Raw genomic sequence first — 22,583 nt, 5'->3', positions numbered from 1 at the left:
CAGAGGTTTGAGTCATGGCAAAGGGTAAATTCGAACGCACCAAGCCACACGTGAACGTGGGCACGATCGGTCACGTGGACCACGGCAAGACGACGCTGACGGCGGCGCTGACGAAGATCGGCGCCGAGCGGTTTGGTGGCGAATTCAAGGCGTACGACCAGATCGACGCGGCGCCGGAAGAGAAGGCGCGCGGCATCACGATCTCGACGGCGCACGTGGAATACGAATCGCCGAACCGCCACTACGCGCACGTGGACTGCCCGGGCCACGCCGACTACGTGAAGAACATGATCACGGGTGCGGCGCAGATGGACGGCGCGATCCTGGTGTGCTCGGCCGCGGACGGTCCGATGCCGCAGACGCGCGAACACATCCTGCTCAGCCGTCAGGTGGGCGTGCCGTACATCATCGTGTTCCTGAACAAGGCCGACATGGTGGACGACGCCGAGCTGCTCGAGCTGGTGGAAATGGAAGTGCGCGAGCTGCTGACCAAGTACGACTTCCCCGGCGACGACACCCCGATCATCAAGGGTTCGGCCCTGAAGGCGCTGGAAGGCGACCAGTCCGAAATCGGCGTGCCGGCCATCATCAAGCTGGTCGAAGCGCTGGACAGCTACATCCCGGAGCCGGTGCGCGTGCTGGACAAGCCGTTCCTGATGCCGGTGGAAGACGTGTTCTCCATCTCCGGCCGCGGCACCGTGGTGACCGGTCGTGTGGAAACGGGCGTGATCAAGGTGGGCGAGGAAATCGAGATCGTCGGTATCCGCCCGACCGTGAAGACCACCGTGACCGGCGTGGAAATGTTCCGCAAGCTGCTCGATCAGGGTCAGGCCGGCGACAACGTGGGTCTGCTGCTGCGCGGCACCAAGCGTGAAGACGTGGAGCGCGGCCAGGTGTTGGCCAAGCCCGGTTCGATCACGCCGCACACCGACTTCGAAGCCGAAGTGTACGTGCTGTCGAAGGAAGAGGGCGGTCGTCACACGCCGTTCTTCAAGGGCTATCGTCCGCAGTTCTACTTCCGCACGACCGACGTGACGGGCGCTTGCCAGTTGCCGGACGGTGTGGAGATGGTGATGCCGGGCGACAACGTGAAGATGGTGGTGAGCCTGATCGCGCCGATCGCGATGACCGAAGGTCTGCGTTTCGCGATCCGCGAAGGTGGCCGTACCGTCGGCGCCGGCGTCGTCGCCAAGATCGTCAAGTAATTAGCTGTACCGGGAACCGCCTGTAACGCAGGCGGTTTCTTCCAAAAGCTTGTCCTATATCCGTAAATAGGCTATAGTCGCTGAGTTGACTCGCCGTTTGACCCTCGTGTCGATCGGCCTACCGCGAAATGAGGTGCAGGAAGCGCTTCGAATTCGCTAACAAGGATGTTGCGGGGATTCTCTGATCGTAGAGCTAAGTCTCTGTTGATAAAGGGTTTCCGCGTACGTTACCTGTCTGGGCAGGCCGGAAGACGGCCTGCCCGGCGTTTTGGAGTCTTCCCGGTGGTGATTTGCCTGGGTGGACTTGTTGCAACACCTGCAGTGCATTGGGTTGTGCGAGGCGGTGAGAAGCCACCTCGATTCACAGTTTTGTTCTTTAGATAACAGGACACGGTTATGGCGAACCAAAAGATTCGCATTCGGCTTAAGGCGTTCGATCATCGTCTGATCGACCGTTCGGCCAGCGAGATCGTCGAGACGGCCAAGCGCACCGGCGCTACGGTGCTGGGCCCGATCCCGCTCCCGACCAAGATCGAGCGCTACACCATTCTGGTGTCGCCGCACGTCGACAAAGACGCTCGCGATCAGTACGAGACCCGCACACACAAGCGCGTGCTGGACATCGTCGATCCCAACGACAAGACCGTGGACGCGCTTATGAAGCTTGATCTCGCCGCTGGCGTAGATGTTCAGATCAAGCTCGGTTAAGCGATAGACAGGATACGAACATGAGTATCGGACTGGTTGGCCGCAAATGCGGCATGAGCCGACTCTTCACCGAAGACGGCCGCTCGATTCCGGTGACGCTTATCGAAGCGACGCCGAATCGCGTAACGCAGGTGAAGACGGACGAAAACGATGGCTATAGCGCAGTACAGGTCGCCGCGGGCAATAAGCGCGCGAACCTGCTGACGCAGCCGCTCAAGGGTCATTACGCCAAGGCGAAAGTCGAGCCGGGTCGTGGTCTGTGGGAGTTCCGCGTCAAGGCGGACGACCTGGGCAAGTACGCGGTCGGCGCCGAGATCAAGGCTGATGAGTTGTTCCAGGTGGGCCAGATTGTCGACGTCGCTGGCGTCAGCAAGGGTAAGGGCTTCCAGGGCACCATCAAGCGCCACCACTTCAAAATGGGTGACGCCACCCACGGTAACTCGCTGTCGCATCGTGCGCCGGGTTCTATCGGTCAGCGTCAGACCCCGGGTCGCGTGTTCCCGGGCAAGAAGATGTCGGGCCACATGGGTGCAGTGAACCGCACCGTGCAGGGTCTGGAAGTGGTCAAGGTCGACGCCGAGCGTCATCTGATCGCGGTGAAGGGCGCGGTACCGGGTGCAACCGGTGGCGACGTCGTCATCCGCGCGACCACCAAGGGTTGAGGAGAGACGGCATGGAACTCAATGTAATTGGCGCCAAGCCGCTCAGCGTGTCGGACGATGTGTTCGGTGGCGAGTTCAAGCAGGCTCTGGTTCACCAGGTGGTCGTGGCCTATCAGGCCGGCGGTCGCGCAGGTACCAAAGCGCAGCTCTCGCGTGGCGAACTGTCCGGTACCACCAAGAAGTTCAAGAAGCAGAAGGGCGGTGGCGCCCGTCACGGTGACTACCGTGCCCCGATCTTCGTGGGCGGTGGTGTGACGTTCGCAGCCAAGCCCCGCAGCTATGAGCAGAAGGTCAACCGCAAGTCCTATCGCGTGGCGATCCGCTCCATCCTTTCGGAGCTGAATCGTCAAGGTCGTCTGAAGGTCGTCGAAGGCTTCGGCATCGAGACCCCTAAGACCAAGTCGATGGTGGCCAAGTTGGCCGAGCTGCAGGTTTCCGGTCGCGTGTTGCTGGTGTCGGAAGACGCCAACGAGGCGCTGTTCCTGGCTTCGCGCAACATCCCGTACCTCCATGTGGTGGACGTGATCGCGCTGAACCCGGTCAGCCTGGTCGGTTCCGACCACGTGATCATGACCGTCGAGGCGGTCAAGAAGGTCGAGGAGTGGCTGGCATGAACAACGAACGCATTCTGAATACGCTGCGCGCGCCGCACATCTCCGAAAAGGCTGCTCGTCTGGCTGAGAGCAACCAGTACGTATTCGTGGTCGCCCCCGAGGCGACCAAGGCCGACGTCCGCGCGGCGGTGGAGCAGATGTTCGACGTCAAGGTCGAGCAGGTGAACCTCGTCAACGCCAAGGGCAAGGTCAAGTCCTTCCGTTTCCGTGCGGGCAACCGCCAGGGCAAGCGCAAGGCCTACGTTCGTCTCGCCGAAGGCCAGACGATCGACGTGTCGGCCAAGGCCTGAGCCAGGAGTTTTGACAGATGGCACTAATTACTCACAAGCCAACCTCGCCGGGTCGCCGCGACGCAGTTAGCGTCCGCACCGAGGGGCTGCACAAGGGCGCACCGTACGCGCCGCTGACCGAAAGCCAGTCGAAGACGGGTGGTCGCAACCATTTCGGTCGCATCACCACGCGTCATCGCGGCGGCGGTCACAAGCAGGCTTACCGCATCATCGATTTCAAGCGCGACAAAGAAGGCATTGCTGCCAAGGTTGAGCGCCTGGAATACGATCCGAACCGCACCGCGCACATCGCGCTGCTGTGCTACGCCGATGGCGAGCGCCGCTACATCATCGCGCCGGCTGGCGTGGCGGTGGGCGACCGTGTGGTGGCGGGTCACGATGCTCCGATCAAAGTTGGCAACAGCTTGCCGCTGCGCAATATCCCGGTTGGTTCGACGGTGCATTGCGTGGAAATGAAGCCTGGCAAGGGTGCGCAGATTGCGCGTTCGGCCGGTGCCTCGGTGCAGCTGATCGCTCGCGAATCCGGTTACGCCACCCTGCGTCTACGCTCTGGTGAAATGCGCCGCGTTCCGGTCGATTGCCGCGCCACTATCGGTGAAGTCGGCAATTCCGAGCACAGCTTGCGCAAGCTCGGCAAGGCCGGTGTCAAGCGTTGGCAGGGTATTCGCCCGACCGTTCGCGGTGTGGTGATGAACCCCGTCGATCACCCGCACGGTGGTGGTGAAGGCAAGACTTCCGGTGGCCGTCACCCGGTTAGCCCATGGGGCACGCCGACCAAGGGCTACAAGACCCGTAACAACAAGCGCACGCAGCAGTTCATCGTGCGTCGTCGCAAGTAATTAGGAAACCGTCATGCCGCGTTCATTGAAGAAAGGTCCGTTCGTCGACCTTCACCTCGTGAAGAAGGTGGAAGCTGCGGTTTCCACTAACTCCAAGCGTCCGATCAAAACCTGGTCGCGTCGCTCCATGATCCTGCCGGAAATGGTGGGATTGACCATCGCCATCCATAACGGTCGCCAGCACGTGCCGGTATTGGTTAACGAGAACATGGTCGGGCACAAGCTCGGCGAGTTCGCGGTGACCCGTACTTTCAAGGGCCATGGCGGCGATAAGAAGGGCAAGTGATGAGCACCGAAGCCAAAGCGATCCTGCGCAGCGCTCGCATCTCAGCGCAGAAGGCACGCCTGGTAGCTGACCTGGTCCGCGGTCTCCCCGTGGGCCGCGCCAGCGACGTGCTCCAGTTCACCAACAAGAAGGCCGCGCACATGGTTCGTAAAGTGCTGCTGTCGGCCGTCGCCAACGCCGAGAACAACCTCGGCGCGGACGTCGATGAGCTGAAGGTCTCGAAGATCTTTGTTGATGAAGGTCCGGCAATGAAGCGTATGCACGCCCGCGCCAAAGGCCGCGGTTCGCGCATCCTGAAGCGCACCAGCCACATCACTGTGGTCGTTGGTAACTGAGAGGACGTAGACGATGGGTCATAAAGTTCATCCCACCGGTATCCGCCTCGGCATTGCCAAGGACTGGAACTCGAAGTGGTACGCCAATAAGGGCGAATTTGCCCAGTACCTCGCTGCCGACCTGAAGGTCCGCGAGATGCTGCGCAAGAAGCTGGCTGCCGCCGGTATCTCGAAGATCCTGATCGAGCGTCCGGCCAAGACCGCCCGCGTGACGATTCACACTGCCCGTCCGGGCGTGGTGATCGGCAAGAAGGGTGAGGATATCGAGAAGCTGCGCAAGGAAGTCAGCGACATGATGGGCGTTCCGGCGCACATCAACGTCAACGAAGTGCGCAAGCCTGAGCTCGATGCCCAGCTGGTTGCCGAATCGATCGCGCAGCAGCTCGAGCGCCGCATCATGTTCCGTCGCGCCATGAAGCGCGCCGTGGGCAATGCGATGCGCCTGGGTGCGCTGGGTATCAAGATCAACGTGTCCGGCCGTCTGAACGGCGCCGAGATCGCTCGTTCCGAATGGAGCCGCGAAGGTCGCGTGCCGCTGCATACCCTGCGTGCGGACATCGACTACGGCACCGCCGAAGCGAAGACCACGTACGGCATCATCGGCATCAAGGTGTGGGTCTACAAGGGTGAGATCTTTGATCTGTCCCAGGTTGGCCAGGAGCCGAAAGAAGAGCAGTCTTCGCAACCGCGTCGTGAGCGCGAGGGTGGCGAAGGTCGTCGTGATGGGCGTCGCGAGGGCGGTGAAGGCCGCCGCGAGCGGACGGCGAAGTAAGGAGAGTTGCCATGTTGCAACCCAAGCGAACCAAATTCCGCAAGCAGTTCAAAGGCCGCAATGACGGCCTGGCCTTCAGCTCCAACCTCGTCAGCTTTGGCGAGTATGGCCTGAAAGCCACCACGCACGGTGCTCTCACCGCGCGTCAGATCGAAGCGGCTCGTCGTTGCATCACGCGTTTTGTGAAGCGTGGCGGCAAGCTGTGGATCCGCGTGTTCCCGGACAAGCCGATCACCAAGAAGCCGATCGAAGTCCGAATGGGCGCCGGTAAGGGTGGCGTGGAGTTCTGGGTCGCACCGATCCAGCCAGGCCGCATGCTTTATGAAATCGAGGGTGTCGACGAGGCAACCGCGCGCGAGGCATTCCGCCTGGCCGCAGCCAAGTTGTCGGTGCAGACCCAGTTTGTGACCAGGGCGGTGATGTGATGGCCACCAAAGATCTCAACAACAAGTCGGCCGACGAGCTGAAGCAGCACCTGCTGGACCTTCGCAAGGAGCAGTTCAACCTGCGCATGCAGAAGGGCACGGGTCAGCTCAGCCAGCCGCACCAGCTGCGCCGTGTTCGGCGCGATATCGCCCGCACGAAGTTCGTGCTCGGCGGCAAGAAGTAAGGGACGGCCGACATGAGCGACAACCAAAAGCAGGCGCGCACCCTTGAGGGCCGCGTCATCAGCAACAAAATGGAAAAGACGGTCACCGTACTGATCGAGCGCCAGGTGCAGCATCCGCTGCTGGGCAAGATCGTGCGCCGTTCCACCAAGCTCCACGCGCAGGATGACATCGGCGCGAACGAGGGCGACGTGGTCCGCATCGCGGAGTGCCGTCCGCTGTCCAAAACCAAACATCACCGCGTGGTCGAAATCGTCACGCGCGCCGAAGCGTAAGGGGAGGGTGCAGACATGATCCAGATGCAAAGCACGCTTTCCGCCGCCGACAACAGTGGCGCAAAGGAACTGATGTGCATCAAGGTGCTCGGCGGCTCCAAGCGCCGTTACGCCGCGATCGGTGACGTGATCAAGGTCACCGTGAAGGATGCCATTCCGCGCGGTAAGGTGAAGAAGGGCGAGGTTTACAACGCTGTGGTGGTTCGCACCGCCAAGGGCGTGCGCCGCGCCGACGGCTCGCTGATCCGTTTCGACGGCAACGCGGCTGTTCTCCTCAACAACAAGCTCGAGCCGATCGGCACCCGTATCTTCGGGCCGGTCACTCGCGAGCTGCGCGGCGAGAAGTTCATGAAGATCGTCTCGCTTGCACCCGAAGTGCTCTGAGCGGAGATAGACCCATGAACCGTATCCGCAAGGGTGATCAGGTCATCGTGATCACCGGCAAAAACAAAGGTCAGCGCGGCGACGTGCTGCGCGTTGAGGGCGATCGCGTGTTCGTCTCCAACGTCAACCTGGTCAAGCGTCACACCAAGGCGAATCCGCAGGCCAACCAGCCGGGCGGCATTGTCGAGCGTGAAGCTTCGATCCATATTTCTAATGTGCAGCTGTTCAACCCCGCCACGAACAAGGGTGAACGCGTTGGCTTTAAAGTGCTCGCTGATGAGCGCAAAGTCCGCGTGTACCGTTCTTCGGGCGAGGTCGTGGACGCGTAAGGAACACAAGTCATGACGCGCCTTGAAAACTTTTATAAAGAACAGGTCATCCAGAAGCTCACCGAGCGTTTTGGTTACCAGAACGTGATGCAGGTTCCCCGCATCACCAAGATCACGCTGAACATGGGCGTGGGCGAAGCCGCGGGCAACAAGAAAGTGCTCGAGAATGCCGTGGCGGATATGACCAAGATTGCTGGTCAGAAGCCGATCACGACCAAGGCGCGCGTGTCCGTGGCCTCGTTCAAGATCCGCGACGGCTGGCCGATCGGCTGCAAGGTCACCTTGCGCCGCGCCCAGATGTGGGAATTCCTGGATCGCCTGATCAACATCTCGCTGCCCCGCGTCCGCGACTTCCGCGGCGTGTCGGGTCGCGCCTTCGATGGCCGTGGTAACTACAACTTCGGCATCAAGGAACAGATCATCTTCCCGGAAATCGACTTCGACGCGATCGACGCGATGCGCGGTATGGATATCTCCATCACCACCACCGCCAAGTCCGACGAAGAAGCCAAGGCGTTGCTGGAAGCTTTCAGCTTCCCGTTCCGCAACTGATACGCGAGAGAATCCATGGCCAAGACCTCAATGGTTAACCGCGATATCAAGCGGACCAAAATCGTCAAGAAGTACGCCGCCAAGCGCGCCGAACTGAAAGCGATCGTGCTGAATCCGAAGTCCTCTTACGAGGACAAGATGGAAGCGCAGACCAAGCTGCAGAAGCTGCCGCGTGACGCCAGCCCCAGCCGCCAGCGCAACCGTTGCGAACTGTCCGGCCGTCCGCGCGGCGTGTACCGCAAGTTCGGCCTCGGCCGCAACAAGCTGCGCGAAGCCACCATGCGTGGTGACGTGCCCGGCCTGCGCAAGGCCAGCTGGTAATTCGTTCCACGGCTGCCTTGCCCTCACCGGGTAAGGCGCCAGACCCGGCGACCTGGTTACAGGTCGTCGTTGATGCGACTCTGAAGCATCGCTATTCGCAAAAGCCTGAAAAGGCTGCTATGATTGTCGGTCTGCGTTCCGCAGGCTGCCTTTGATGGCGGCTCACAATTTAAATATTGATTTCCGGTTTTATCGGATATCGGTGCACTCTGAAGGAAGTTTTCATGAGCATGACTGATCCCATCGCCGATCTGTTTACGCGCATCCGCAACGCCCAAGCAACGGGCAAGCAGGCTGTAAGCATTCCGTCGTCCAAGCTGAAGGTGGCCCTGGCCGACCTTCTCAAGAACGAGGGCTACATCCTCGACGCCAAGACCTCCAGCCAGGAGGGCAAGCCGGTGCTCGAGATCAAGCTCAAGTATTTCGAAGGCCGTCCGGCCATCGAGCGCATCGAGCGCGTCAGCCGTTCGGGCCTGCGTGTGTACCGCGGCAAGGGTGACCTTCCGAAGGTGCTTGGCGGCCTGGGTATTTCGATCATCTCGACTTCCGCCGGTCTGTTGACCGACAAGCAGGCTCGCGCTCAAGGCGTGGGTGGCGAAGTCATCGGCTTGGTCGCATAAGGAGCCTGACGATGTCCCGTGTTGCCAAGAAACCGATTTCGCTGCCGAAGGGCGTTGAGCTCAAGATTGCAGACGACAATATCGCCGTGAAGGGGCCGAAGGGCACCCTGTCCATCCACGCGCTTCCGGGCGTGTCGGTGACCAACGAGAACGGCGTGATCAATATCCAGATGGCCGAAGGTGCCGATGACAAGTTTGGCGGCACCGCGCGTGCGCTGCTGGCAAACATGATCAAGGGCGTGTCCGAGGGTTATGAGCGCAAGCTGGAGCTCGTCGGCGTGGGTTACCGCGCATCGATGGCCGGCAAAGCGCTGAACCTCAGCCTCGGTTATTCCCATCCGGTGGTCTTCAATGCGCCGGAAGGCATCAGCCTTGAAACCCCGACGCAGACCGAAATCCTGATCAAGGGTTCGGACAAGCAGTTGGTGGGCGAGGTTGCCGCCAAGATTCGTGGCTATCGTCCGCCGGAACCCTACAAGGGCAAGGGCGTGCGGTATGCCGGCGAGAAGATCACCCTGAAGGAAGCCAAGAAGGCGTAATAGCGGCTCATCCCGCTAACTAGCCGATCCGCTTTCTGGAGAACAGATATGAACAAGAACGAAGCCCGTCTGCGCCGCGCCAAGTCCACGCGCTCCCACATCCGCAAGCTCGCCGTGGCGCGCTTGTCGGTGCATCGCACCGGTCAGCATCTCTACGCCCAGGTGTTCGATGCCTCGGGTGAAAAGGTCGTGGCTGCCGCGTCGACCGTGCAGAAGTCGGTCGCAGAAGGTTTGAAGGGCACCAAGAACCTGACTGCCGCAGCCGCAGTGGGCAAGGCGATTGCCGAGCGCGCCAAAGCTGCCGGTATCGAAGCTGTCGCGTTCGACCGCTCCGGTTTCCGCTATCACGGTCGCATCAAGGCACTTGCCGATGCCGCCCGCGAAGCTGGTCTCAAGTTCTAAGCAGTACACGACAACAACTCCAAGCGGCTCAGCCGCAAGTAAAAGTCCCGGATGGTCCGGGCATACGGAAAAGATATGTCTTCTACTGATCGCGAAAATTCAGACGGCCTGCTCGAGAAGCTGATTGCCGTTAACCGCGTGGCCAAGACCGTCAAGGGTGGCCGCCAGATGAGCTTTACCGCGCTGACCGTGGTCGGCGACGGCGAGGGCAAGGTCGGCTTCGGCTATGGCAAGGCGCGTGAAGTGCCGGTGGCCATCTCCAAGGCGATGGAACGTGCCCGCCGCAACATGGTGAGCATCGACCTGAACAACGGCACGCTGTGGTACGCCATCAAGGCCAACCATGGTGCGGCTCGCGTGTTCATGCAGCCGGCCTCCGAAGGTACCGGCGTGATCGCCGGCGGTGCCATGCGCGCCGTACTGGAAGTGGTCGGTGTGAAGAACGTGCTGGCCAAGGCCGTCGGTTCGCGCAACCCGATCAATCTGGTGCGCGCCACCATCAAGGGCCTGCAAGCCGTTGCCTCGCCGAAGCAGATCGCTGCCAAGCGTGGCAAGACCGTGGAAGAGGTGATGGGCAATGGCTAATACCACCAACAAAACCATCCGCGTTCGCCTGGTCAAGGGCTTGCGCGGTGTACAGGCCCGTCATCGCCTGAGCGTGAAGGCCCTGGGTCTGAACAAGACCAACGACGTCCGTGAACTGAAAGACAGCCCGCAAGTGCGCGGCCTGATCAACACGGTCTACTACCTGGTTCAGGTCGAGGAGTAAGCATCATGCGTCTGAATGACATCAAGCCGGCTGCTGGTTCGCGCAAGACGCGCCTGCGCGTTGGCCGTGGTATCGGTTCGGGCCTGGGCAAGACCGCTGGCCGCGGCCACAAGGGTCAGCATGCTCGCGCCGGCGGTACCCACAAGTACGGTTTCGAAGGCGGCCAGATGCCGCTGCAGCGCCGCCTGCCGAAGGTCGGCTTCCGCTCGCTGAAGAAGGCTGAGAGCCAGGAAGTGTTCCTGTATCAGCTGGCCTCTCTCAAGGCCGACGTGATCGACGCGGTCGTGCTGCATCAGGCTGGCCTGATCGACAGCCGCGCCAAGAAGGTCAAGGTCGTCGCCAAGGGCGAGATCGGCCGCGCAGTGAAGCTGTCGGGCCTGCTGGCTACGGCCGGCGCCAAGGCTGCCATTGAGGCAGCCGGCGGCAGCGTGGAGTAATCACACGTGGCCGCAGCCAAGGGCACATCGGTCGGATCGCTCGGTAAATTGACCGAGCTGCGTCAGCGCATCTTCTTCGTGATCGGTGCGCTGATCGTGTACCGCCTCGGCTCGTTCATCCCGGTGCCGGGGGTTAATCCGGACGCGATGGCCAATCTGATTGGCCAGAGCGGCGGCCTGTTGGACATGTTCAACATGTTCTCAGGTGGATCGCTGGGACGTTTCTCGGTGTTTGCATTGGGCGTGGTGCCGTACATCTCCGCATCGATCGTGGTGCAGATGATGGGTTCGGTCCTGCCTAGCCTGCAGGCGCTACGCAAGGAAGGGCAGGCCGGTCAGCGACAGCTGACGACCTACACGCGAATCGGCACGGTTGGCCTTTCGGCCTTCCAGGCGTTCGGTATCGCCATGGCCTTGATGAAGCAGTCCAGCGGCGGCATGCCCGTGGTCTACATGCCCGGCTTTGGCTTCATTCTGTCCTCCGTGGTGGGTTTGACGGCCGGCTCCATGTTCCTGATGTGGCTGGGCGAGCAGATGACCGAGCGCGGTATCGGCAACGGTATTTCGCTGCTGATCTTCGCAGGTATCGTGGCTGGATTGCCGGCCGCCGTGGCGCATACCTTGTCCATGTCGAGCAATGGCGAGCTGAGCACGATCAAGCTGGTCATGGTGGTTGCGCTGGTGCTGGCGGTGACGGCGTTCGTGGTGTTCATGGAGCGTGCACAACGGCGTATCACCGTGAACTACGCGAGGCGCTCCGGCGGCCAGCGTTCGTACATGAACCAAACCTCGCACCTGCCGCTCAAGATCAACATGTCGGGTGTGATTCCGCCCATCTTCGCGAACAGTATTCTGATGTTCCCGGCGATGGCGGCGACCTGGGGCAATGCGAGCCACCAGGCGCGCTGGCTCCAGGACGTGGTACAAGCGCTGACCCCGGGTGAGCCGCTGTACGACATTATTTACGCAGTGCTGGTGATTACGTTCGCCTTCTTCTATACGGCGATCGTATTCAACTCGCAGGACACGGCCGACAACCTCAAACGGTCTGGCGCGCTGATTCCGGGTATCCGCCCGGGTCGCTCGACCGCTGAGTACATCGATTCCGTGATGAGCCGTCTGACCGGTGTGGGTGCCCTCTACCTCGTGCTGGTCTGTCTGGTGCCAACGTTCATGCAGAACGCCTGGCATGTCCCGTTCTATTTCGGCGGCACGTCGCTGCTGATCGTGGTGGTGGTAGTGATGGACTTTACGGCTCAGGTGCAGGCGCATCTGGTCAGCCACCAATACGAAGGTTTGCTTAAGAAGGCCAATCTGCGCCGCGGCTGAGGCGGCAGGGTGGCTCCAGGTGGAAGGTGGCGGCACGCGGTGCCGCAGGGCTTTCCTGACAGTTTGATTCAGGTTAGAATTGCGCGTTTACCGCGCAAGAAAGCATCGGAGAAAGTACATCATGGCGCGCATTGCGGGTGTCAATTTGCCGGTCCAGAAACACGTCTGGGTTGGCCTGCAGAGCATCTATGGCATCGGCCGCAGCCGGGCCAAGAAGGTCTGTGCGGACGCAGGTGTGGTTCCTACCACGCCGATCAAATCGCTGAGCGAAGGCGAGGTGGAGAAGATCCGCCACGAAATCGCTAAATACGTCGTGGAAGGCGACCTGCGCCGCGAAGTCGGCATGGCCATCAAGCGTTTGATGGACCTGGGTTGCTACCGCGGTCTGCGCCACCGTCGTGGCCTGCCGGTGCGCGGCCAGCGCACGCGTACCAACGCACGTACCCGTAAGGGTCCCCGTCGCGCGATCAAGAAGTAACGGATTCCGAACATGGCAAAGCCAGTCAAGACCAAGAAAAAGATCAAGCGCGTTGTCACCGATGCGGTGGCGCACGTGCAGGCATCTTTCAACAACACCATCGTCACGATCACCGATCGTCAGGGCAATGCTCTGTCGTGGGCGACTGCCGGCGGCGCGGGTTTCCGCGGTTCGCGTAAGTCGACCCCGTTCGCTGCGCAGGTGGCTGCCGAAAAGGCCGGCCGCGCTGCAGGCGACTACGGTGTGAAGACCGTGGAAGTTCGGATCAAGGGCCCTGGCCCGGGTCGCGAATCGGCGGTTCGTTCGCTGAACGCGTTGGGCTACAAAGTGCTCAACATTATTGATGTCACGCCGATTCCGCATAACGGCTGCCGTCCCCCCAAGAAACGTCGCGTCTAAGGAGCATACCCATGGCACGTTATCGTGGAGCTACCTGCAAACTCGCGCGTCGTGAAGGTTCGGACCTGAGCCTGAAGAGCCCGGCGCGCGCTATCGATTCCAAGTGCAAGCTGGAGAACAAGCCCGGTCAGCACGGCGCCAACAAGCGCATGCGCATGTCGGACTACGCTGTTCAGCTGCGCGAGAAGCAGAAGGTCAAGCGCATCTACGGTGTGCTCGAGCGTCAGTTCAGCAACTACTACTCAAAGGCGTCGACCCTCAAGGGCAACACCGGCGAGAACCTGCTGCGCCTGCTCGAGAGCCGTCTGGACAATGTCGTCTATCGCATGGGTTTCGCGGTTACCCGCGCCCAGGCTCGTCAGCTCGTCTCGCACAAGGCCATCCTGGTCAACGGCAAGAAGGTCAACATTCCGTCCTACCAGGTTCGCCCGGGTGACGAAATCGCTTTGACCGAGCGCGCTCGCACTCAGTTGCGCGTGCAGGAAGCCGGCACCGTGTTCGACACGATGGACCTCCGCCCGCAGTGGGTCGAAGTGGATAGCAAGAAGTTCGCCGGCACGTTCAAGTCGGTGCCGGATCGCGCAGACCTGCCGACCGACATCAACGAAGCGCTGATCGTCGAGCTTTACTCGAAGTAATCAACCGGAGCACTGCATGGCAGTTTCGTCAACTAGCGTGCTGCGGCCTCGCGGCCTCAGCGTTGAACAGCTCGGACCGAATCGCGCCAAGGTGGTGGTGGAGCCGCTCGAGCGTGGTTTCGGCCACACCCTCGGTAACGCGTTGCGTCGCGTGCTGCTCTCCTCGATCCCTGGCAGCGCCATCGTCGAGGTTGAAATTGATGGCGTGCTGCACGAGTACACCACCCTGGAAGGCCTGCAGGAGGACGTGATCGAAGTCCTGCTGAACCTCAAGGAAGTGGCGATTCGTCAGCACACGGGTGATGAAGTCACCCTGACCTTGGCCAAGAAGGGCAAGGGCGTGGTCACGGCCGGCGACATCGTCGTTGACCACTCGGTGGAAATCATCAACCCCGAGCACGTGATCTGCCACCTCACCAAGGACATCGCGCTGAACATGCGCCTGAAGGTGCGTCGTGGCGTCGGCTATCAGCCGGCCAGCTCGCGTCAGCATCCGGACGACGAAGCGCGTCCGATCGGTCGCCTGCAGCTCGACGCCTCGTTCGCGCCGGTCCTGCGCGTGGCTTACGAAGTGGACGCGGCTCGTGTCGAGCAGCGTACCAACCTCGATAAGCTGGTGCTGGACATCGAAACCAACGGCACCATCGGTGCGGAAGACGCGGTTCGCAAGGCCGCCGAAATCCTCAACGACCAGCTGTCGGTGTTCGGTGACTTCTCGCGCCGCGAAAGCGCCACGGACAAGGCGGAGAAGGGCGGTTTCGATCCGCTGCTGCTCCGTCCGATCGACGATCTGGAGCTCACCGTGCGTTCGGCCAACTGCCTGAAGGCCGAGAGCATCTACTACATCGGCGATCTGGTGCAGAAGACCGAGGTGGAGCTGTTGAAGACGCCGAACCTGGGCAAGAAGTCGCTCACCGAAATCAAGGATGTCCTGGGCGTGCGTGGTCTCGCACTGGGCATGAAACTTGAAAACTGGCCGCCGCCGGGCCTCTCGCACGGCATGCAGCTGGGTTGATGTACCGCAGCCGCAGTCGATGAGACTGCGGCTGATGGCGTAATTGGTGCGATCAGATTTGATCGCCCGTTGTAGGTAGCGGCAAGTGCGTATTCACTGCACTCGCCTAGCACCAAAAGCGGCCATCCACGGCCGCACGCTTAAAATTTGCGATCATCCTTGATCGCCGTAGTAGGTAGGTAGCGGCAAGTGTGTAATTACTGCACTGGCCTAGTACCAAAAGCGGCCATCCATGGCCGCACTCTTAATAAGAGCCTGTTCCATCAAGGGCTTCGATAGCGGGTAACCCGCGGGAAACCGGCCATACGGACCGGTTTTTCATAACAACAGACAAGAGAGTCTCATCATGCGTCACATGAAATCCGGGCGTAAGCTCAACCGTACCAGCAGCCATCGCGAAGCGATGTTCAAGAACATGGCTTCGTCGCTGATCAAGCATGAGCTGATCCGCACCACGTTGCCGAAGGCGAAGGAGCTGCGTCGCGTTGCCGAGCCGTTGATCACCCTCGCGAAAACCGACGGTGTCGCCAACCGCCGCCTCGCTTTTGCGCGTCTGCGCGACAAGCAGGCCGTGGGCAAGCTGTTCGTCGAGCTGGGGCCGCGCTACCGCGAGCGTCCCGGCGGTTACCTGCGCATCCTCAAGTGCGGCTTCCGCCCCGGCGACAACGCGCCGATGGCGTATGTCGAGCTGGTGGATCGCCCGCAGACCGAGGCCGTCGACGCCGAATAAATTCGCCCAGACGACTGTTTGGACGTCCAAATACACAACCCTGGCTGGGTAACCGGCCGGGGTTCGTGTTTTTTGGCCGCCAGCTCGAAAAGGCAATAGGCGTTGGACCTACTGACAGCATGGCGGGGAGCGGGTAATGTCAGCGTCCCACCCCCACCGCAAGTTCCATCATGAACCCTTTTCGCTGGTCCTACCGCACCAGTTTCTTTGTTGGCTTCTTGATTTGCGCAGCGCTGCTTGGTTTTGCGCTATACGCCGAACACGTGCTGGGTATGGAACCGTGCCCGCTGTGCATCTTCCAGCGCATCGGTTTCCTGTTCATGGCGGCGTTCTTTTTGCTGGGGGCGCTGCATTCACCGCGTAAGGGCGGTCGCTGGTTCTACACAGGTTTGGTGCTGGTGGGAGCTGTGTTCGGCATGGCGGTAGCCGGGCGGCATTTGTGGATTCAGTCCTTGCCACCCGACCAGCTACCCAGCTGTGGCCCTAACTTGGGCTACATGATGGATGTCTTCCCGTTCGCGAAGGTGTTGAAAATGGTGTTCACCGGATCGGGCGAGTGCGCCAAGATCCAGCCCATTCTGGGACTCCCCATGCCCTTCTGGACGCTGTTGTGGTACATCCTGCTTTCGGTGTGGGCGATCCGCGCGACCCTGCAGCGTGCCACGCCAAGGCTACGGTTATGAATCAGGCGATAGATATCAGGCAGAACCATAGCTGGACCCCAACGTCCTGGCAGCAACGCATTGCTTTGCAACAGCCGCAATACGAAGACGCCGCCGAACTTGCGGGCGCCATCACTGAACTCACGCATTTGCCGCCGTTGGTCACGTCGTGGGAAGTGCTGGCACTGAAGCAGACGCTGGCCGAAGCGCAGGAGGGAAAACGCTTCCTGCTGCAGGGTGGTGATTGCGCGGAAAGCTTCGCCGACTGCACCAGCCCGATCATCTCCAACCGTCTCAAAGTTCTGCTGCAGATGAGCCTGGTGCTGGTGCATGGCCTCAAGCGGCCCGTGCTGCGCGTAGGGCGTTTTGCGGGCCAGTACGCCAAACCGCGTTCGACCGATACCGAAACGCGCGACGGTGTAACCCTGCCGAGTTTTCGCGGCGACGTCATCAACGGCCCGGAATTCACCGCCGAAGCACGACGCGCCGATCCGCGACGATTGATCCGCGCGCATGCGCACTCCGCGCTGACCATGAATTTCGTCCGCGCCCTGATCGATGGTGGATTCGCCGACTTGCATCACCCGGAATACTGGGACCTGGCTTGGGTAGAGCACTCGCCGCTGGCAGCCGAGTACCGGCGCATGGTGGCAGGCATTGGCGATTCGCTGCGCTTTATGGAAACGCTGGCGGGTCCCATCGCGGGCTTTACGCGAGTCGATTTCTTCACTTCGCACGAAGCCTTGCTGCTCCATTACGAACAAGCATTGACACGACAGGTGCCGCGCCATCGCGGTTGGTTCAACCTCTCCACGCATTTTCCGTGGATCGGCATGCGCACCGCTGCACTGGACGGCGCGCATGTGGAATATTTCCGCGGCATCCGCAATCCGATTGCGGTGAAAGTGGGCCCGTCGGTAACGCCGGAGCAATTGCTGCCTTTAATCGATGCGCTGAACCCCGAAGACGAACCAGGACGCCTGACGCTGATCCATCGCATGGGTCACGCAAACGTTGCTACCGCGCTGCCGCCGCTACTCGAAGCTGTGAAACGCGAGGGCCGTCGCGTGCTATGGGTGGCCGATCCCATGCATGGCAACACTGAAAGCACATCGATCGGCTACAAGACCCGACGCTTCGACAACATCCGTGGCGAACTCGACCAAGCTTTCGATATTCACGCCGCCGCCGGTACGCAACTGGGTGGCGTACATCTGGAACTGACGGGTGAAGATGTCACCGAATGCATGGGCGGCGCGCGCGACCTGAGCGAAGCCGATCTGCAACGTGCATACAAGTCGATGGTGGATCCACGCTTGAACTACGAACAGTCGCTGGAGCTGGCGATGCTGATCGTGCGCAAATCACAGCGCGGCGAAAAATAAGTTTGGAGGAGTGAGAAACGAAGGTGCATCGACCATTCGTTTCTCACTCCAGTGTCGGGTTTATTTTTCTACTTACCCATGGCCACCGGCTTACCCTCGACAGTGTCGAGGAGCTTCGGCGCCTGCCACGCATGCGTATGCTGTTCGAAGCCGTAGGCGATCGAAATCAGCGTCGGCTCGCTCCATTTCGCTCCGAAGAAAACGATGCCGACCGGCAAGCCGTGCGCCCATCCTGCCGGAACGGTCATCGAAGGATATCCCGCTACCGCCGCAGGTTGGGATGCTCCGCCGATGGTGGGATTACCGCTGACGATGTGATCGCCAAGCACCAAATCGGTCATGTACGCCGGCCCCCACGATGGCGACAACAACGCATCAAGATGGTTGGCTTGTAGCGCGGCATCGATCCCTTCCGGACCCGAAAGTTGCTTCGCCTTGGTCAATGCATCCAGATACGCCTTGTCGGTAAGCGGTCCTTTGGCCTCGGCTTGCTCGAACAAATCTTGTCCGAACCACGCCATCTCTCGCGTCGCCTCGCGTTTGTTGAATGCGATCAGATCCGTAAGCGTTTTTTCCTTGAGTCCAGTGCGGCCGGCCAGGTACGCGTTGAGGTCATGCTTGAAGTCGTACAGCATCACGGTCATCTCAGGGTCGCCGAGCTCGGTCAAATGCGGCAGCGTGACCGGATCGACAATGATCGCACCCTGCGCCTTCATCTCCGCGATGGCCTCATCCAGCACGCGATCGGCATTGGGCTCGTTGCCTGCCAGCTGACGCACTACGCCGATGCGCTTGCCGCGCAATCCATTGGGATCGAGGAAGTGCGTGTAATCGGTGGCATGTTTATCGGCATCGGCAGTGGCCGGATCGTGCGGATCGCTGCCGGCGATCGCACTCAACAGGATGGCTGCATCGGTCACGTTGCGCGCTAACGGGCCCGCCGTGTCCTGGTTGTGGCTGATCGGAATAATGCCGCTGCGGCTGACCAGGCCCAGCGTGGGCTTGATGCCGACAATACCGTTCATCGATGCAGGACAGATGATCGAGCCATCGGTTTCGGAACCGACCGCCACCGGTACGAGTCCCGCGGCAACGGCGACCGCTGAGCCGGAACTGGAGCCGCACGGATTGCGATCCAGTGCATACGGATTCAGCGTTTGACCGCCGCGCCCCGTCCAGCCGCTGCTGGCATGGCTGGAGCGGAAATCTGCCCATTCGCTCAGATTGGCCTTGCCCAGAATCACGGCGCCAGCGTTGCGCAAACGCGTCACGAGTGCAGCGTCACTGGCAGCCGGCGCGTCCATCAAGGCCAGCGAACCGGCCGTGGTCAGCATGTGGTCGCCGGTTTCGATATTGTCTTTCAGCAACACGGGAATGCCGTAGAGCGGGCCGTGCGATGCGCCGCGTTTTGCATCCAGCGCAGCGGCAAGTTTTGATGCATCGGGATTGAGCTCCAGCACCGAGCGCAAGGTCGGGCCGGATTGGTCGATTTGCCGAATCCGTGCGATGTCGTCCTTCACGAGTGTTTTGCTGTTGAGCTTGCCGGCGTCCATGCGTTGTTGAAGCTCGGTAACGGTTTGCCACGCTACGGTTCCTGTGTCTTGTGCGGCGAGCGAAGCAAGGGGCGAAACGGCAACCGCAAGCGCGGCGTACAACAGCGACGGACGAATCATGGCAACCTCCGGTGGGCCTCAGGAATTGAATATGTGGCACGATGCCGCAGCATAACCTCATGCATCGCGGTTCGCTGGTGGCACGCGCCTATACTTCGCCTATGAAGACGACAGCCGTCCTGGTTCGACTCCGCCTTGTCCTTCCATGGATGCTGCCACTCGTCGTGCTTTTCGCAAGCGGCGCGGTCCACGCCGATCAGCTCTCCGTGCCGGATACATTGCAGCAACGCATCGCCGCTTGCACGACCTGTCATGGCTTGCACGGCGAAGGTTCGCCGGGCAGTGGCTTTTTTCCGCGCCTGGCAGGTAAGCCGGCGGGCTACCTCACGCTGCAGTTGCAGAACTTTCAACGCGGGCTGCGCAAATACGCACCGATGCAATACACCGTGCGCCAGCTCAGTCCCGCCTATATGCGCGAGATCGCTGAATACTTCGCAGCCCAACAGGTGCCTTACGAACGCACATCCGTTCCCGAACTGGCGCCATCGGTACTGCAACGAGGCGAGCAACTGGTTACAACGGGTGATCCCGCGCTCAAGGTGCCTCCCTGCCAGGCCTGCCACGGCAAAGCGCTGACCGGCACGGAGCCGGTCGTACCGGGTTTGGTCGGCTTGCCTTATGACTACATCAGTTCCCAGCTGGGGTCGTGGCGCACCGGCACGCGGGCGTCGGCCGCGCCCGATTGCATGGCCGAGATCGCCAATCGTCTTGCGCCTGCCGACATCACGGCTGTGTCGGCCTGGCTCGCCAGTCACGACGTGCCGTCGAATACGCATGCGCAGCCAGCAGGCTCCATCACGCCGCCGCTGAGTTGCGGTGTACTTGATGGTCGAGGCAATGGCGCATGAAAAACTTTCGCGTGCTATGGATTCCCGCGGTGCTGATCGTGATGGCACTCGCCCTCTGGTGGTGGCTGTCACACGAGACGAGAACAACGTCCGCTTCGACACAGGATCCGGCGCTTGCTGCGTTACTCAAAGATCCCGCTGAGATCGCCAAAGGCCACTACCTAGCCACCGCCGGGGACTGTGTCTCCTGCCATACCGTGCAAGGCGGCCAACCCTATGCCGGCGGTCGCATCCTTCCTACGCCGTTCGGCAATATCCCTGCACCGAACATCACCCCGGATCCGGATACCGGTCTCGGCGATTGGAGCTTCGAGGATTTCTGGCGTGCGTTGCACATCGGTGTCGGTCGCCATGGCGAACTGCTTTATCCGGCGTTCTCGTACACCGCTTTCACTAAAGTCACGCGTGAGGATGCGCTTGCGATCTTTGCCTACCTGCAATCCTTGCCATCCGTGCATCAGCCTTCCAAACCGCTGGGTTTGAGCTTCCCTTACAACGTACGCACCGGACTCACCGCGTGGCGAGCGCTGTACTTCAAACCGGGTGTTTACGCGCACGATCCGGCGCAATCGGCATCGTGGAATCGCGGTGCTTACCTGGTGCAAGGCTTGGGACATTGCAACGAATGTCATGCGACACGCGGCACGTGGGGCGGAACGGATAGCAAGGCGCAACTTTCCGGTGGTCAGATCCCTGCGTTGGACTGGTACGCGCCGGACCTGAGCACGGCAGCCAACGGCGGACTGCAAGGGTGGAGCAAACAGGACATCGTCGATCTGCTCAAGAACGGCCAATCGTCGAAAGGCTCCGCATTCGGGCCGATGGCCGAGGTGGTGGCGAGCAGCACGCAATATTTGCACGACGACGACTTGCAAGCGATTGCCGAGTATCTGCAGTCCTTGCCGCCGCGACCTAAGCCGCTGCCCGATAGCTCGGGCTTCAATAGCGCATCACTGGTTGCTAGCGGTCAGGAGATCTACGCACAGCGCTGTGCGAATTGCCACGGCAAAGACGGGCGTGGCGTGCCGGACGTGTATCCGCCGCTGGATGGTAATTCTTCAGTGATGGAGCCATCCGGCATCAACGCCACGCGCGCAGTGCTGCTGGGAGGATTTCCTGCGGTTACGCAAGGCAACCTGCGCCCGTACTCCATGCCGCCCTTCGCACAGCAACTGAGCGATGCGGAAGTGGCTGCCGTGATCACCTATATTCGGCAGGCATGGTCAAATCACGCTGGGGCCGTGCAGGAACGTGACGTCATCAAATACCGGCACACGCCGATCGATTGATCGTCACTTGGCAGCGCTTTGTGGCGCCGCGGCGTCGTTCTTGGCGAGATTCACCGGCTGACCTTCATACAACGAGTCGGGAGGATTGAGCACGATGCGGGCTTGGTCATCCAAACCGCTGACCACTTCCACCGTATTGCCGAAATCGCGGCCGAGCGTAACGGGCTGCAGATGGATGTGCTGCTGCGAGTCAACCAGCGCTACGCGTAACCCTTCGCCGCGAAACAACAGCGTGTTGGCCGGCACGATGTACGTGCGTCCGGTGGTAGACACCGCCAGTTTGACATTGGCATACACGCCGGGCACCAGTGACTGACTGGCATTGTCGATATCGATTTCGGTGCGCAGCGTACGCGTATTCGGATCAAGCGCATCGGCCGTACGCGCCACGGTACCCGTCACCGGCTGAGCGCCATATGTGTTCAGGCTCACCTCCGTCGGCATGCCGATGTGCACGCTACTGGCATAGGTTTCCGGCACATCCACGTACACGCGCAGCTTGCTGGTATCGGCGATGACGAACAGATTGCTGCCGGTGGATCCCGCATCGACCAACGCGCCGACGTCAAGATTGCGCTGCGTGATCACGCCATCGAACGGGGCGCTGATGTACTTGAAGTCTTCCAGGTTTTGCAGATGGGCAACGTTGGCTTGATCCGCCTCGACCGTAGCAACGTCAGCTCTGTATTGCGCGACGAATTGGTCACCGGTCTGCGCGGCAACCAGACCTTGCGTCACCAGCTTTTCGTAGCGATCGGCCGTGACTTTGGCGAAGTTCTCGTTCGCTTCGTCAGTGCGCATCTGCGCTTTGCCTTGCAGCAGCTGATTGTCGACATCGGGTGTGTCGAGATCGGCGAGGCGCTGACCTTTCTTCACCTTCGCTCCGATATCGACATACCACTTGGCTACATAGCCGGTAGTGCGCGCATAGATCTGCGCGTCCTGCCACGAGGCGACCGTGCCGGGCAGGGTCAAGGCCTGATCCATCGGCGCCGCTTTAGGCGTTAGGGTAACCACCGTAGCCACTGCGTTGCGGTCGGTTGCGTCCGTCAGTTCGTGACGCGCATGCACGCGCCTGATGATGCCGAATGCCGCCAGGCCAAGCAGCACGACACCAAGGCCGATAAGGACAAGCCGCGCGCCATGCGAAGGCTTTGGAGAATGACGCGGAGCGTTTGCGCTGGACATGT

Annotated in this window: 34 protein-coding genes; 32 read left to right on the top strand and 2 right to left on the bottom strand. The window is 61.0% G+C overall.

Features of this window, described 5'->3' with window-relative positions:
- The first annotated feature begins 14 nt into the window (after window positions 1-14).
- The 30 genes from tuf (at window position 15) to QQL64_RS13065 (ending at window position 17,583) form a co-directional block, all read left to right on the top strand.
- Window positions 15-1,205, top strand: a complete 1,191-nt coding sequence (tuf, locus tag QQL64_RS13210; RefSeq protein ID WP_284400489.1) for an elongation factor Tu — start codon at window positions 15-17, stop codon at window positions 1,203-1,205.
- 396 nt (window positions 1,206-1,601) lie between these two features.
- A complete protein-coding gene (gene rpsJ, locus QQL64_RS13205) occupies window positions 1,602-1,913 on the top strand; it encodes a 30S ribosomal protein S10 (RefSeq protein WP_014402136.1) in 312 nt (103 codons plus the stop codon).
- Window positions 1,914-1,933: 20 nt separating this feature from the next.
- Window positions 1,934-2,575 carry a 50S ribosomal protein L3 gene (gene rplC / locus QQL64_RS13200; protein ID WP_284400486.1) on the top strand — a complete coding sequence of 214 codons (642 nt, stop codon included), beginning with the start codon at window positions 1,934-1,936 and terminating at the stop codon, window positions 2,573-2,575.
- Window positions 2,576-2,586: 11 nt separating this feature from the next.
- A complete protein-coding gene (gene rplD, locus QQL64_RS13195) occupies window positions 2,587-3,189 on the top strand; it encodes a 50S ribosomal protein L4 (protein WP_284400484.1) in 603 nt (200 codons plus the stop codon).
- A complete protein-coding gene (rplW, locus tag QQL64_RS13190) occupies window positions 3,186-3,479 on the top strand; it encodes a 50S ribosomal protein L23 (RefSeq protein ID WP_284400483.1) in 294 nt (97 codons plus the stop codon). Before rplD ends, rplW begins: the two co-directional genes overlap by 4 nt.
- A 17-nt stretch (window positions 3,480-3,496) precedes the next feature.
- Window positions 3,497-4,318 (top strand): 50S ribosomal protein L2, encoded by an 822-nt coding sequence (rplB, locus tag QQL64_RS13185; RefSeq protein WP_284400481.1) that lies wholly within the window; start codon window positions 3,497-3,499, stop codon window positions 4,316-4,318.
- Window positions 4,319-4,331: 13 nt separating this feature from the next.
- Window positions 4,332-4,604 carry a 30S ribosomal protein S19 gene (rpsS, locus tag QQL64_RS13180; RefSeq protein ID WP_115477112.1) on the top strand — a complete coding sequence of 91 codons (273 nt, stop codon included), beginning with the start codon at window positions 4,332-4,334 and terminating at the stop codon, window positions 4,602-4,604.
- A complete protein-coding gene (gene rplV, locus QQL64_RS13175; protein WP_284400479.1) occupies window positions 4,604-4,939 on the top strand; it encodes a 50S ribosomal protein L22 in 336 nt (111 codons plus the stop codon). The genes rpsS and rplV overlap by 1 nt, the downstream gene beginning before the upstream one ends.
- A gap of 13 nt (window positions 4,940-4,952) precedes the next feature.
- The gene (gene rpsC, locus QQL64_RS13170) at window positions 4,953-5,711 is read left to right on the top strand and encodes a 30S ribosomal protein S3 (protein WP_284400478.1); all 759 of its coding nucleotides are present in this window, start codon (window positions 4,953-4,955) and stop codon (window positions 5,709-5,711) included.
- An 11-nt stretch (window positions 5,712-5,722) separates the two neighbouring features.
- Window positions 5,723-6,136 carry a 50S ribosomal protein L16 gene (gene rplP / locus QQL64_RS13165; protein WP_284400477.1) on the top strand — a complete coding sequence of 138 codons (414 nt, stop codon included), beginning with the start codon at window positions 5,723-5,725 and terminating at the stop codon, window positions 6,134-6,136.
- The gene (gene rpmC / locus QQL64_RS13160; RefSeq protein ID WP_126673169.1) at window positions 6,136-6,321 is read left to right on the top strand and encodes a 50S ribosomal protein L29; all 186 of its coding nucleotides are present in this window, start codon (window positions 6,136-6,138) and stop codon (window positions 6,319-6,321) included. Before rplP ends, rpmC begins: the two co-directional genes overlap by 1 nt.
- Before the next feature lie 12 nt (window positions 6,322-6,333).
- Entirely contained in the window at window positions 6,334-6,594 is a 261-nt protein-coding gene (gene rpsQ, locus QQL64_RS13155) for a 30S ribosomal protein S17 (protein ID WP_284400476.1), read from the top strand.
- Between the two features lie 15 nt (window positions 6,595-6,609).
- Complete coding sequence (rplN, locus tag QQL64_RS13150; protein WP_115477106.1) at window positions 6,610-6,978, top strand: 50S ribosomal protein L14; 369 nt, start codon at window positions 6,610-6,612, stop codon at window positions 6,976-6,978.
- A 14-nt stretch (window positions 6,979-6,992) separates the two neighbouring features.
- Window positions 6,993-7,307: a 50S ribosomal protein L24 gene (gene rplX, locus QQL64_RS13145; protein WP_284319937.1), complete on the top strand. Its 315-nt coding sequence runs from the start codon at window positions 6,993-6,995 to the stop codon at window positions 7,305-7,307.
- 12 nt (window positions 7,308-7,319) lie between these two features.
- On the top strand, window positions 7,320-7,859 hold the full coding sequence (rplE, locus tag QQL64_RS13140) for a 50S ribosomal protein L5 (RefSeq protein WP_126673165.1): 540 nt from the start codon (window positions 7,320-7,322) through the stop codon (window positions 7,857-7,859).
- Window positions 7,860-7,874: 15 nt separating this feature from the next.
- Window positions 7,875-8,180: a 30S ribosomal protein S14 gene (gene rpsN / locus QQL64_RS13135; RefSeq protein WP_284400473.1), complete on the top strand. Its 306-nt coding sequence runs from the start codon at window positions 7,875-7,877 to the stop codon at window positions 8,178-8,180.
- A 224-nt stretch (window positions 8,181-8,404) separates the two neighbouring features.
- Window positions 8,405-8,800, top strand: coding sequence for a 30S ribosomal protein S8 (gene rpsH, locus QQL64_RS13130; protein ID WP_284400471.1), 396 nt, complete (start codon window positions 8,405-8,407; stop codon window positions 8,798-8,800).
- An 11-nt stretch (window positions 8,801-8,811) separates the two neighbouring features.
- Entirely contained in the window at window positions 8,812-9,339 is a 528-nt protein-coding gene (gene rplF / locus QQL64_RS13125; protein WP_284400466.1) for a 50S ribosomal protein L6, read from the top strand.
- 48 nt (window positions 9,340-9,387) lie between these two features.
- Window positions 9,388-9,741, top strand: coding sequence for a 50S ribosomal protein L18 (gene rplR / locus QQL64_RS13120; RefSeq protein WP_284400464.1), 354 nt, complete (start codon window positions 9,388-9,390; stop codon window positions 9,739-9,741).
- Between the two features lie 75 nt (window positions 9,742-9,816).
- The gene (gene rpsE / locus QQL64_RS13115; protein WP_284400462.1) at window positions 9,817-10,326 is read left to right on the top strand and encodes a 30S ribosomal protein S5; all 510 of its coding nucleotides are present in this window, start codon (window positions 9,817-9,819) and stop codon (window positions 10,324-10,326) included.
- The gene (gene rpmD, locus QQL64_RS13110; RefSeq protein ID WP_284400461.1) at window positions 10,319-10,510 is read left to right on the top strand and encodes a 50S ribosomal protein L30; all 192 of its coding nucleotides are present in this window, start codon (window positions 10,319-10,321) and stop codon (window positions 10,508-10,510) included. The genes rpsE and rpmD overlap by 8 nt, the downstream gene beginning before the upstream one ends.
- 5 nt (window positions 10,511-10,515) lie before the next feature.
- Window positions 10,516-10,947 carry a 50S ribosomal protein L15 gene (gene rplO, locus QQL64_RS13105; protein WP_284400460.1) on the top strand — a complete coding sequence of 144 codons (432 nt, stop codon included), beginning with the start codon at window positions 10,516-10,518 and terminating at the stop codon, window positions 10,945-10,947.
- Between the two features lie 6 nt (window positions 10,948-10,953).
- Window positions 10,954-12,276 (top strand): preprotein translocase subunit SecY, encoded by a 1,323-nt coding sequence (gene secY / locus QQL64_RS13100; protein ID WP_284400458.1) that lies wholly within the window; start codon window positions 10,954-10,956, stop codon window positions 12,274-12,276.
- A 121-nt stretch (window positions 12,277-12,397) separates the two neighbouring features.
- Window positions 12,398-12,754, top strand: coding sequence for a 30S ribosomal protein S13 (rpsM, locus tag QQL64_RS13095; RefSeq protein WP_204632059.1), 357 nt, complete (start codon window positions 12,398-12,400; stop codon window positions 12,752-12,754).
- A gap of 12 nt (window positions 12,755-12,766) precedes the next feature.
- Entirely contained in the window at window positions 12,767-13,153 is a 387-nt protein-coding gene (gene rpsK, locus QQL64_RS13090; RefSeq protein WP_007513384.1) for a 30S ribosomal protein S11, read from the top strand.
- 11 nt (window positions 13,154-13,164) lie between these two features.
- Window positions 13,165-13,791, top strand: coding sequence for a 30S ribosomal protein S4 (gene rpsD / locus QQL64_RS13085; protein WP_284400387.1), 627 nt, complete (start codon window positions 13,165-13,167; stop codon window positions 13,789-13,791).
- A gap of 16 nt (window positions 13,792-13,807) precedes the next feature.
- Window positions 13,808-14,806, top strand: coding sequence for a DNA-directed RNA polymerase subunit alpha (locus QQL64_RS13080; RefSeq protein WP_188799877.1), 999 nt, complete (start codon window positions 13,808-13,810; stop codon window positions 14,804-14,806).
- 346 nt (window positions 14,807-15,152) lie between these two features.
- On the top strand, window positions 15,153-15,536 hold the full coding sequence (gene rplQ, locus QQL64_RS13075; RefSeq protein ID WP_284400377.1) for a 50S ribosomal protein L17: 384 nt from the start codon (window positions 15,153-15,155) through the stop codon (window positions 15,534-15,536).
- Window positions 15,537-15,706: 170 nt separating this feature from the next.
- On the top strand, window positions 15,707-16,219 hold the full coding sequence (locus QQL64_RS13070) for a disulfide bond formation protein B (RefSeq protein ID WP_284400374.1): 513 nt from the start codon (window positions 15,707-15,709) through the stop codon (window positions 16,217-16,219).
- On the top strand, window positions 16,216-17,583 hold the full coding sequence (locus QQL64_RS13065) for a class II 3-deoxy-7-phosphoheptulonate synthase (protein WP_284400370.1): 1,368 nt from the start codon (window positions 16,216-16,218) through the stop codon (window positions 17,581-17,583). The genes QQL64_RS13070 and QQL64_RS13065 overlap by 4 nt, the downstream gene beginning before the upstream one ends.
- Window positions 17,584-17,651: 68 nt before the next feature.
- Here QQL64_RS13065 and QQL64_RS13060 read toward each other — a convergent pair whose 3' ends face one another.
- Entirely contained in the window at window positions 17,652-19,256 is a 1,605-nt protein-coding gene (locus QQL64_RS13060) for an amidase (RefSeq protein ID WP_284400369.1), read from the bottom strand.
- 149 nt (window positions 19,257-19,405) lie between these two features.
- Here QQL64_RS13060 and QQL64_RS13055 point away from each other — a divergent pair, with 149 nt between their 5' ends.
- Window positions 19,406-20,104: a c-type cytochrome gene (locus QQL64_RS13055; protein WP_284400368.1), complete on the top strand. Its 699-nt coding sequence runs from the start codon at window positions 19,406-19,408 to the stop codon at window positions 20,102-20,104.
- Entirely contained in the window at window positions 20,101-21,393 is a 1,293-nt protein-coding gene (locus QQL64_RS13050) for a c-type cytochrome (RefSeq protein WP_284400367.1), read from the top strand. Before QQL64_RS13055 ends, QQL64_RS13050 begins: the two co-directional genes overlap by 4 nt.
- 3 nt (window positions 21,394-21,396) lie before the next feature.
- Here QQL64_RS13050 and QQL64_RS13045 read toward each other — a convergent pair whose 3' ends face one another.
- The gene (locus QQL64_RS13045; RefSeq protein ID WP_284400365.1) at window positions 21,397-22,581 is read right to left on the bottom strand and encodes an efflux RND transporter periplasmic adaptor subunit; all 1,185 of its coding nucleotides are present in this window, start codon (window positions 22,579-22,581) and stop codon (window positions 21,397-21,399) included.
- Between the last annotated feature and the right edge of the window lie 2 nt (window positions 22,582-22,583).

The sequence above is a fragment of the Dyella lipolytica genome (assembly GCF_030160075.1).
Classification (GTDB): domain Bacteria; phylum Pseudomonadota; class Gammaproteobacteria; order Xanthomonadales; family Rhodanobacteraceae; genus Dyella_B; species Dyella_B lipolytica.
This window is presented reverse-complemented; position numbering and strand designations above follow the sequence as displayed.

Bases quoted from the DNA above. Each gene is read 5' to 3' on its own strand.
- tuf (WP_284400489.1), top strand. From the start codon at position 15: ATGGCAAAGGGTAAATTCGAACGCACCAAGCCACACGTGAACGTGGGC.
- rpsJ (WP_014402136.1), top strand. From the start codon at position 1,602: ATGGCGAACCAAAAGATTCGCATTCGGCTTAAGGCGTTCGATCATCGT.
- rplC (WP_284400486.1), top strand. From the start codon at position 1,934: ATGAGTATCGGACTGGTTGGCCGCAAATGCGGCATGAGCCGACTCTTC.
- rplD (WP_284400484.1), top strand. From the start codon at position 2,587: ATGGAACTCAATGTAATTGGCGCCAAGCCGCTCAGCGTGTCGGACGAT.
- rplW (WP_284400483.1), top strand. From the start codon at position 3,186: ATGAACAACGAACGCATTCTGAATACGCTGCGCGCGCCGCACATCTCC.
- rplB (WP_284400481.1), top strand. From the start codon at position 3,497: ATGGCACTAATTACTCACAAGCCAACCTCGCCGGGTCGCCGCGACGCA.
- rpsS (WP_115477112.1), top strand. From the start codon at position 4,332: ATGCCGCGTTCATTGAAGAAAGGTCCGTTCGTCGACCTTCACCTCGTG.
- rplV (WP_284400479.1), top strand. From the start codon at position 4,604: ATGAGCACCGAAGCCAAAGCGATCCTGCGCAGCGCTCGCATCTCAGCG.
- rpsC (WP_284400478.1), top strand. From the start codon at position 4,953: ATGGGTCATAAAGTTCATCCCACCGGTATCCGCCTCGGCATTGCCAAG.
- rplP (WP_284400477.1), top strand. From the start codon at position 5,723: ATGTTGCAACCCAAGCGAACCAAATTCCGCAAGCAGTTCAAAGGCCGC.
- rpmC (WP_126673169.1), top strand. From the start codon at position 6,136: ATGGCCACCAAAGATCTCAACAACAAGTCGGCCGACGAGCTGAAGCAG.
- rpsQ (WP_284400476.1), top strand. From the start codon at position 6,334: ATGAGCGACAACCAAAAGCAGGCGCGCACCCTTGAGGGCCGCGTCATC.
- rplN (WP_115477106.1), top strand. From the start codon at position 6,610: ATGATCCAGATGCAAAGCACGCTTTCCGCCGCCGACAACAGTGGCGCA.
- rplX (WP_284319937.1), top strand. From the start codon at position 6,993: ATGAACCGTATCCGCAAGGGTGATCAGGTCATCGTGATCACCGGCAAA.
- rplE (WP_126673165.1), top strand. From the start codon at position 7,320: ATGACGCGCCTTGAAAACTTTTATAAAGAACAGGTCATCCAGAAGCTC.
- rpsN (WP_284400473.1), top strand. From the start codon at position 7,875: ATGGCCAAGACCTCAATGGTTAACCGCGATATCAAGCGGACCAAAATC.
- rpsH (WP_284400471.1), top strand. From the start codon at position 8,405: ATGAGCATGACTGATCCCATCGCCGATCTGTTTACGCGCATCCGCAAC.
- rplF (WP_284400466.1), top strand. From the start codon at position 8,812: ATGTCCCGTGTTGCCAAGAAACCGATTTCGCTGCCGAAGGGCGTTGAG.
- rplR (WP_284400464.1), top strand. From the start codon at position 9,388: ATGAACAAGAACGAAGCCCGTCTGCGCCGCGCCAAGTCCACGCGCTCC.
- rpsE (WP_284400462.1), top strand. From the start codon at position 9,817: ATGTCTTCTACTGATCGCGAAAATTCAGACGGCCTGCTCGAGAAGCTG.
- rpmD (WP_284400461.1), top strand. From the start codon at position 10,319: ATGGCTAATACCACCAACAAAACCATCCGCGTTCGCCTGGTCAAGGGC.
- rplO (WP_284400460.1), top strand. From the start codon at position 10,516: ATGCGTCTGAATGACATCAAGCCGGCTGCTGGTTCGCGCAAGACGCGC.
- rpsM (WP_204632059.1), top strand. From the start codon at position 12,398: ATGGCGCGCATTGCGGGTGTCAATTTGCCGGTCCAGAAACACGTCTGG.
- rpsK (WP_007513384.1), top strand. From the start codon at position 12,767: ATGGCAAAGCCAGTCAAGACCAAGAAAAAGATCAAGCGCGTTGTCACC.
- rpsD (WP_284400387.1), top strand. From the start codon at position 13,165: ATGGCACGTTATCGTGGAGCTACCTGCAAACTCGCGCGTCGTGAAGGT.
- QQL64_RS13080 (WP_188799877.1), top strand. From the start codon at position 13,808: ATGGCAGTTTCGTCAACTAGCGTGCTGCGGCCTCGCGGCCTCAGCGTT.
- rplQ (WP_284400377.1), top strand. From the start codon at position 15,153: ATGCGTCACATGAAATCCGGGCGTAAGCTCAACCGTACCAGCAGCCAT.
- QQL64_RS13070 (WP_284400374.1), top strand. From the start codon at position 15,707: ATGAACCCTTTTCGCTGGTCCTACCGCACCAGTTTCTTTGTTGGCTTC.
- QQL64_RS13065 (WP_284400370.1), top strand. From the start codon at position 16,216: ATGAATCAGGCGATAGATATCAGGCAGAACCATAGCTGGACCCCAACG.
- QQL64_RS13060 (WP_284400369.1), bottom strand. From the start codon at position 19,256: ATGATTCGTCCGTCGCTGTTGTACGCCGCGCTTGCGGTTGCCGTTTCG.
- QQL64_RS13055 (WP_284400368.1), top strand. From the start codon at position 19,406: ATGCTGCCACTCGTCGTGCTTTTCGCAAGCGGCGCGGTCCACGCCGAT.
- QQL64_RS13050 (WP_284400367.1), top strand. From the start codon at position 20,101: ATGAAAAACTTTCGCGTGCTATGGATTCCCGCGGTGCTGATCGTGATG.
- QQL64_RS13045 (WP_284400365.1), bottom strand. From the start codon at position 22,581: ATGTCCAGCGCAAACGCTCCGCGTCATTCTCCAAAGCCTTCGCATGGC.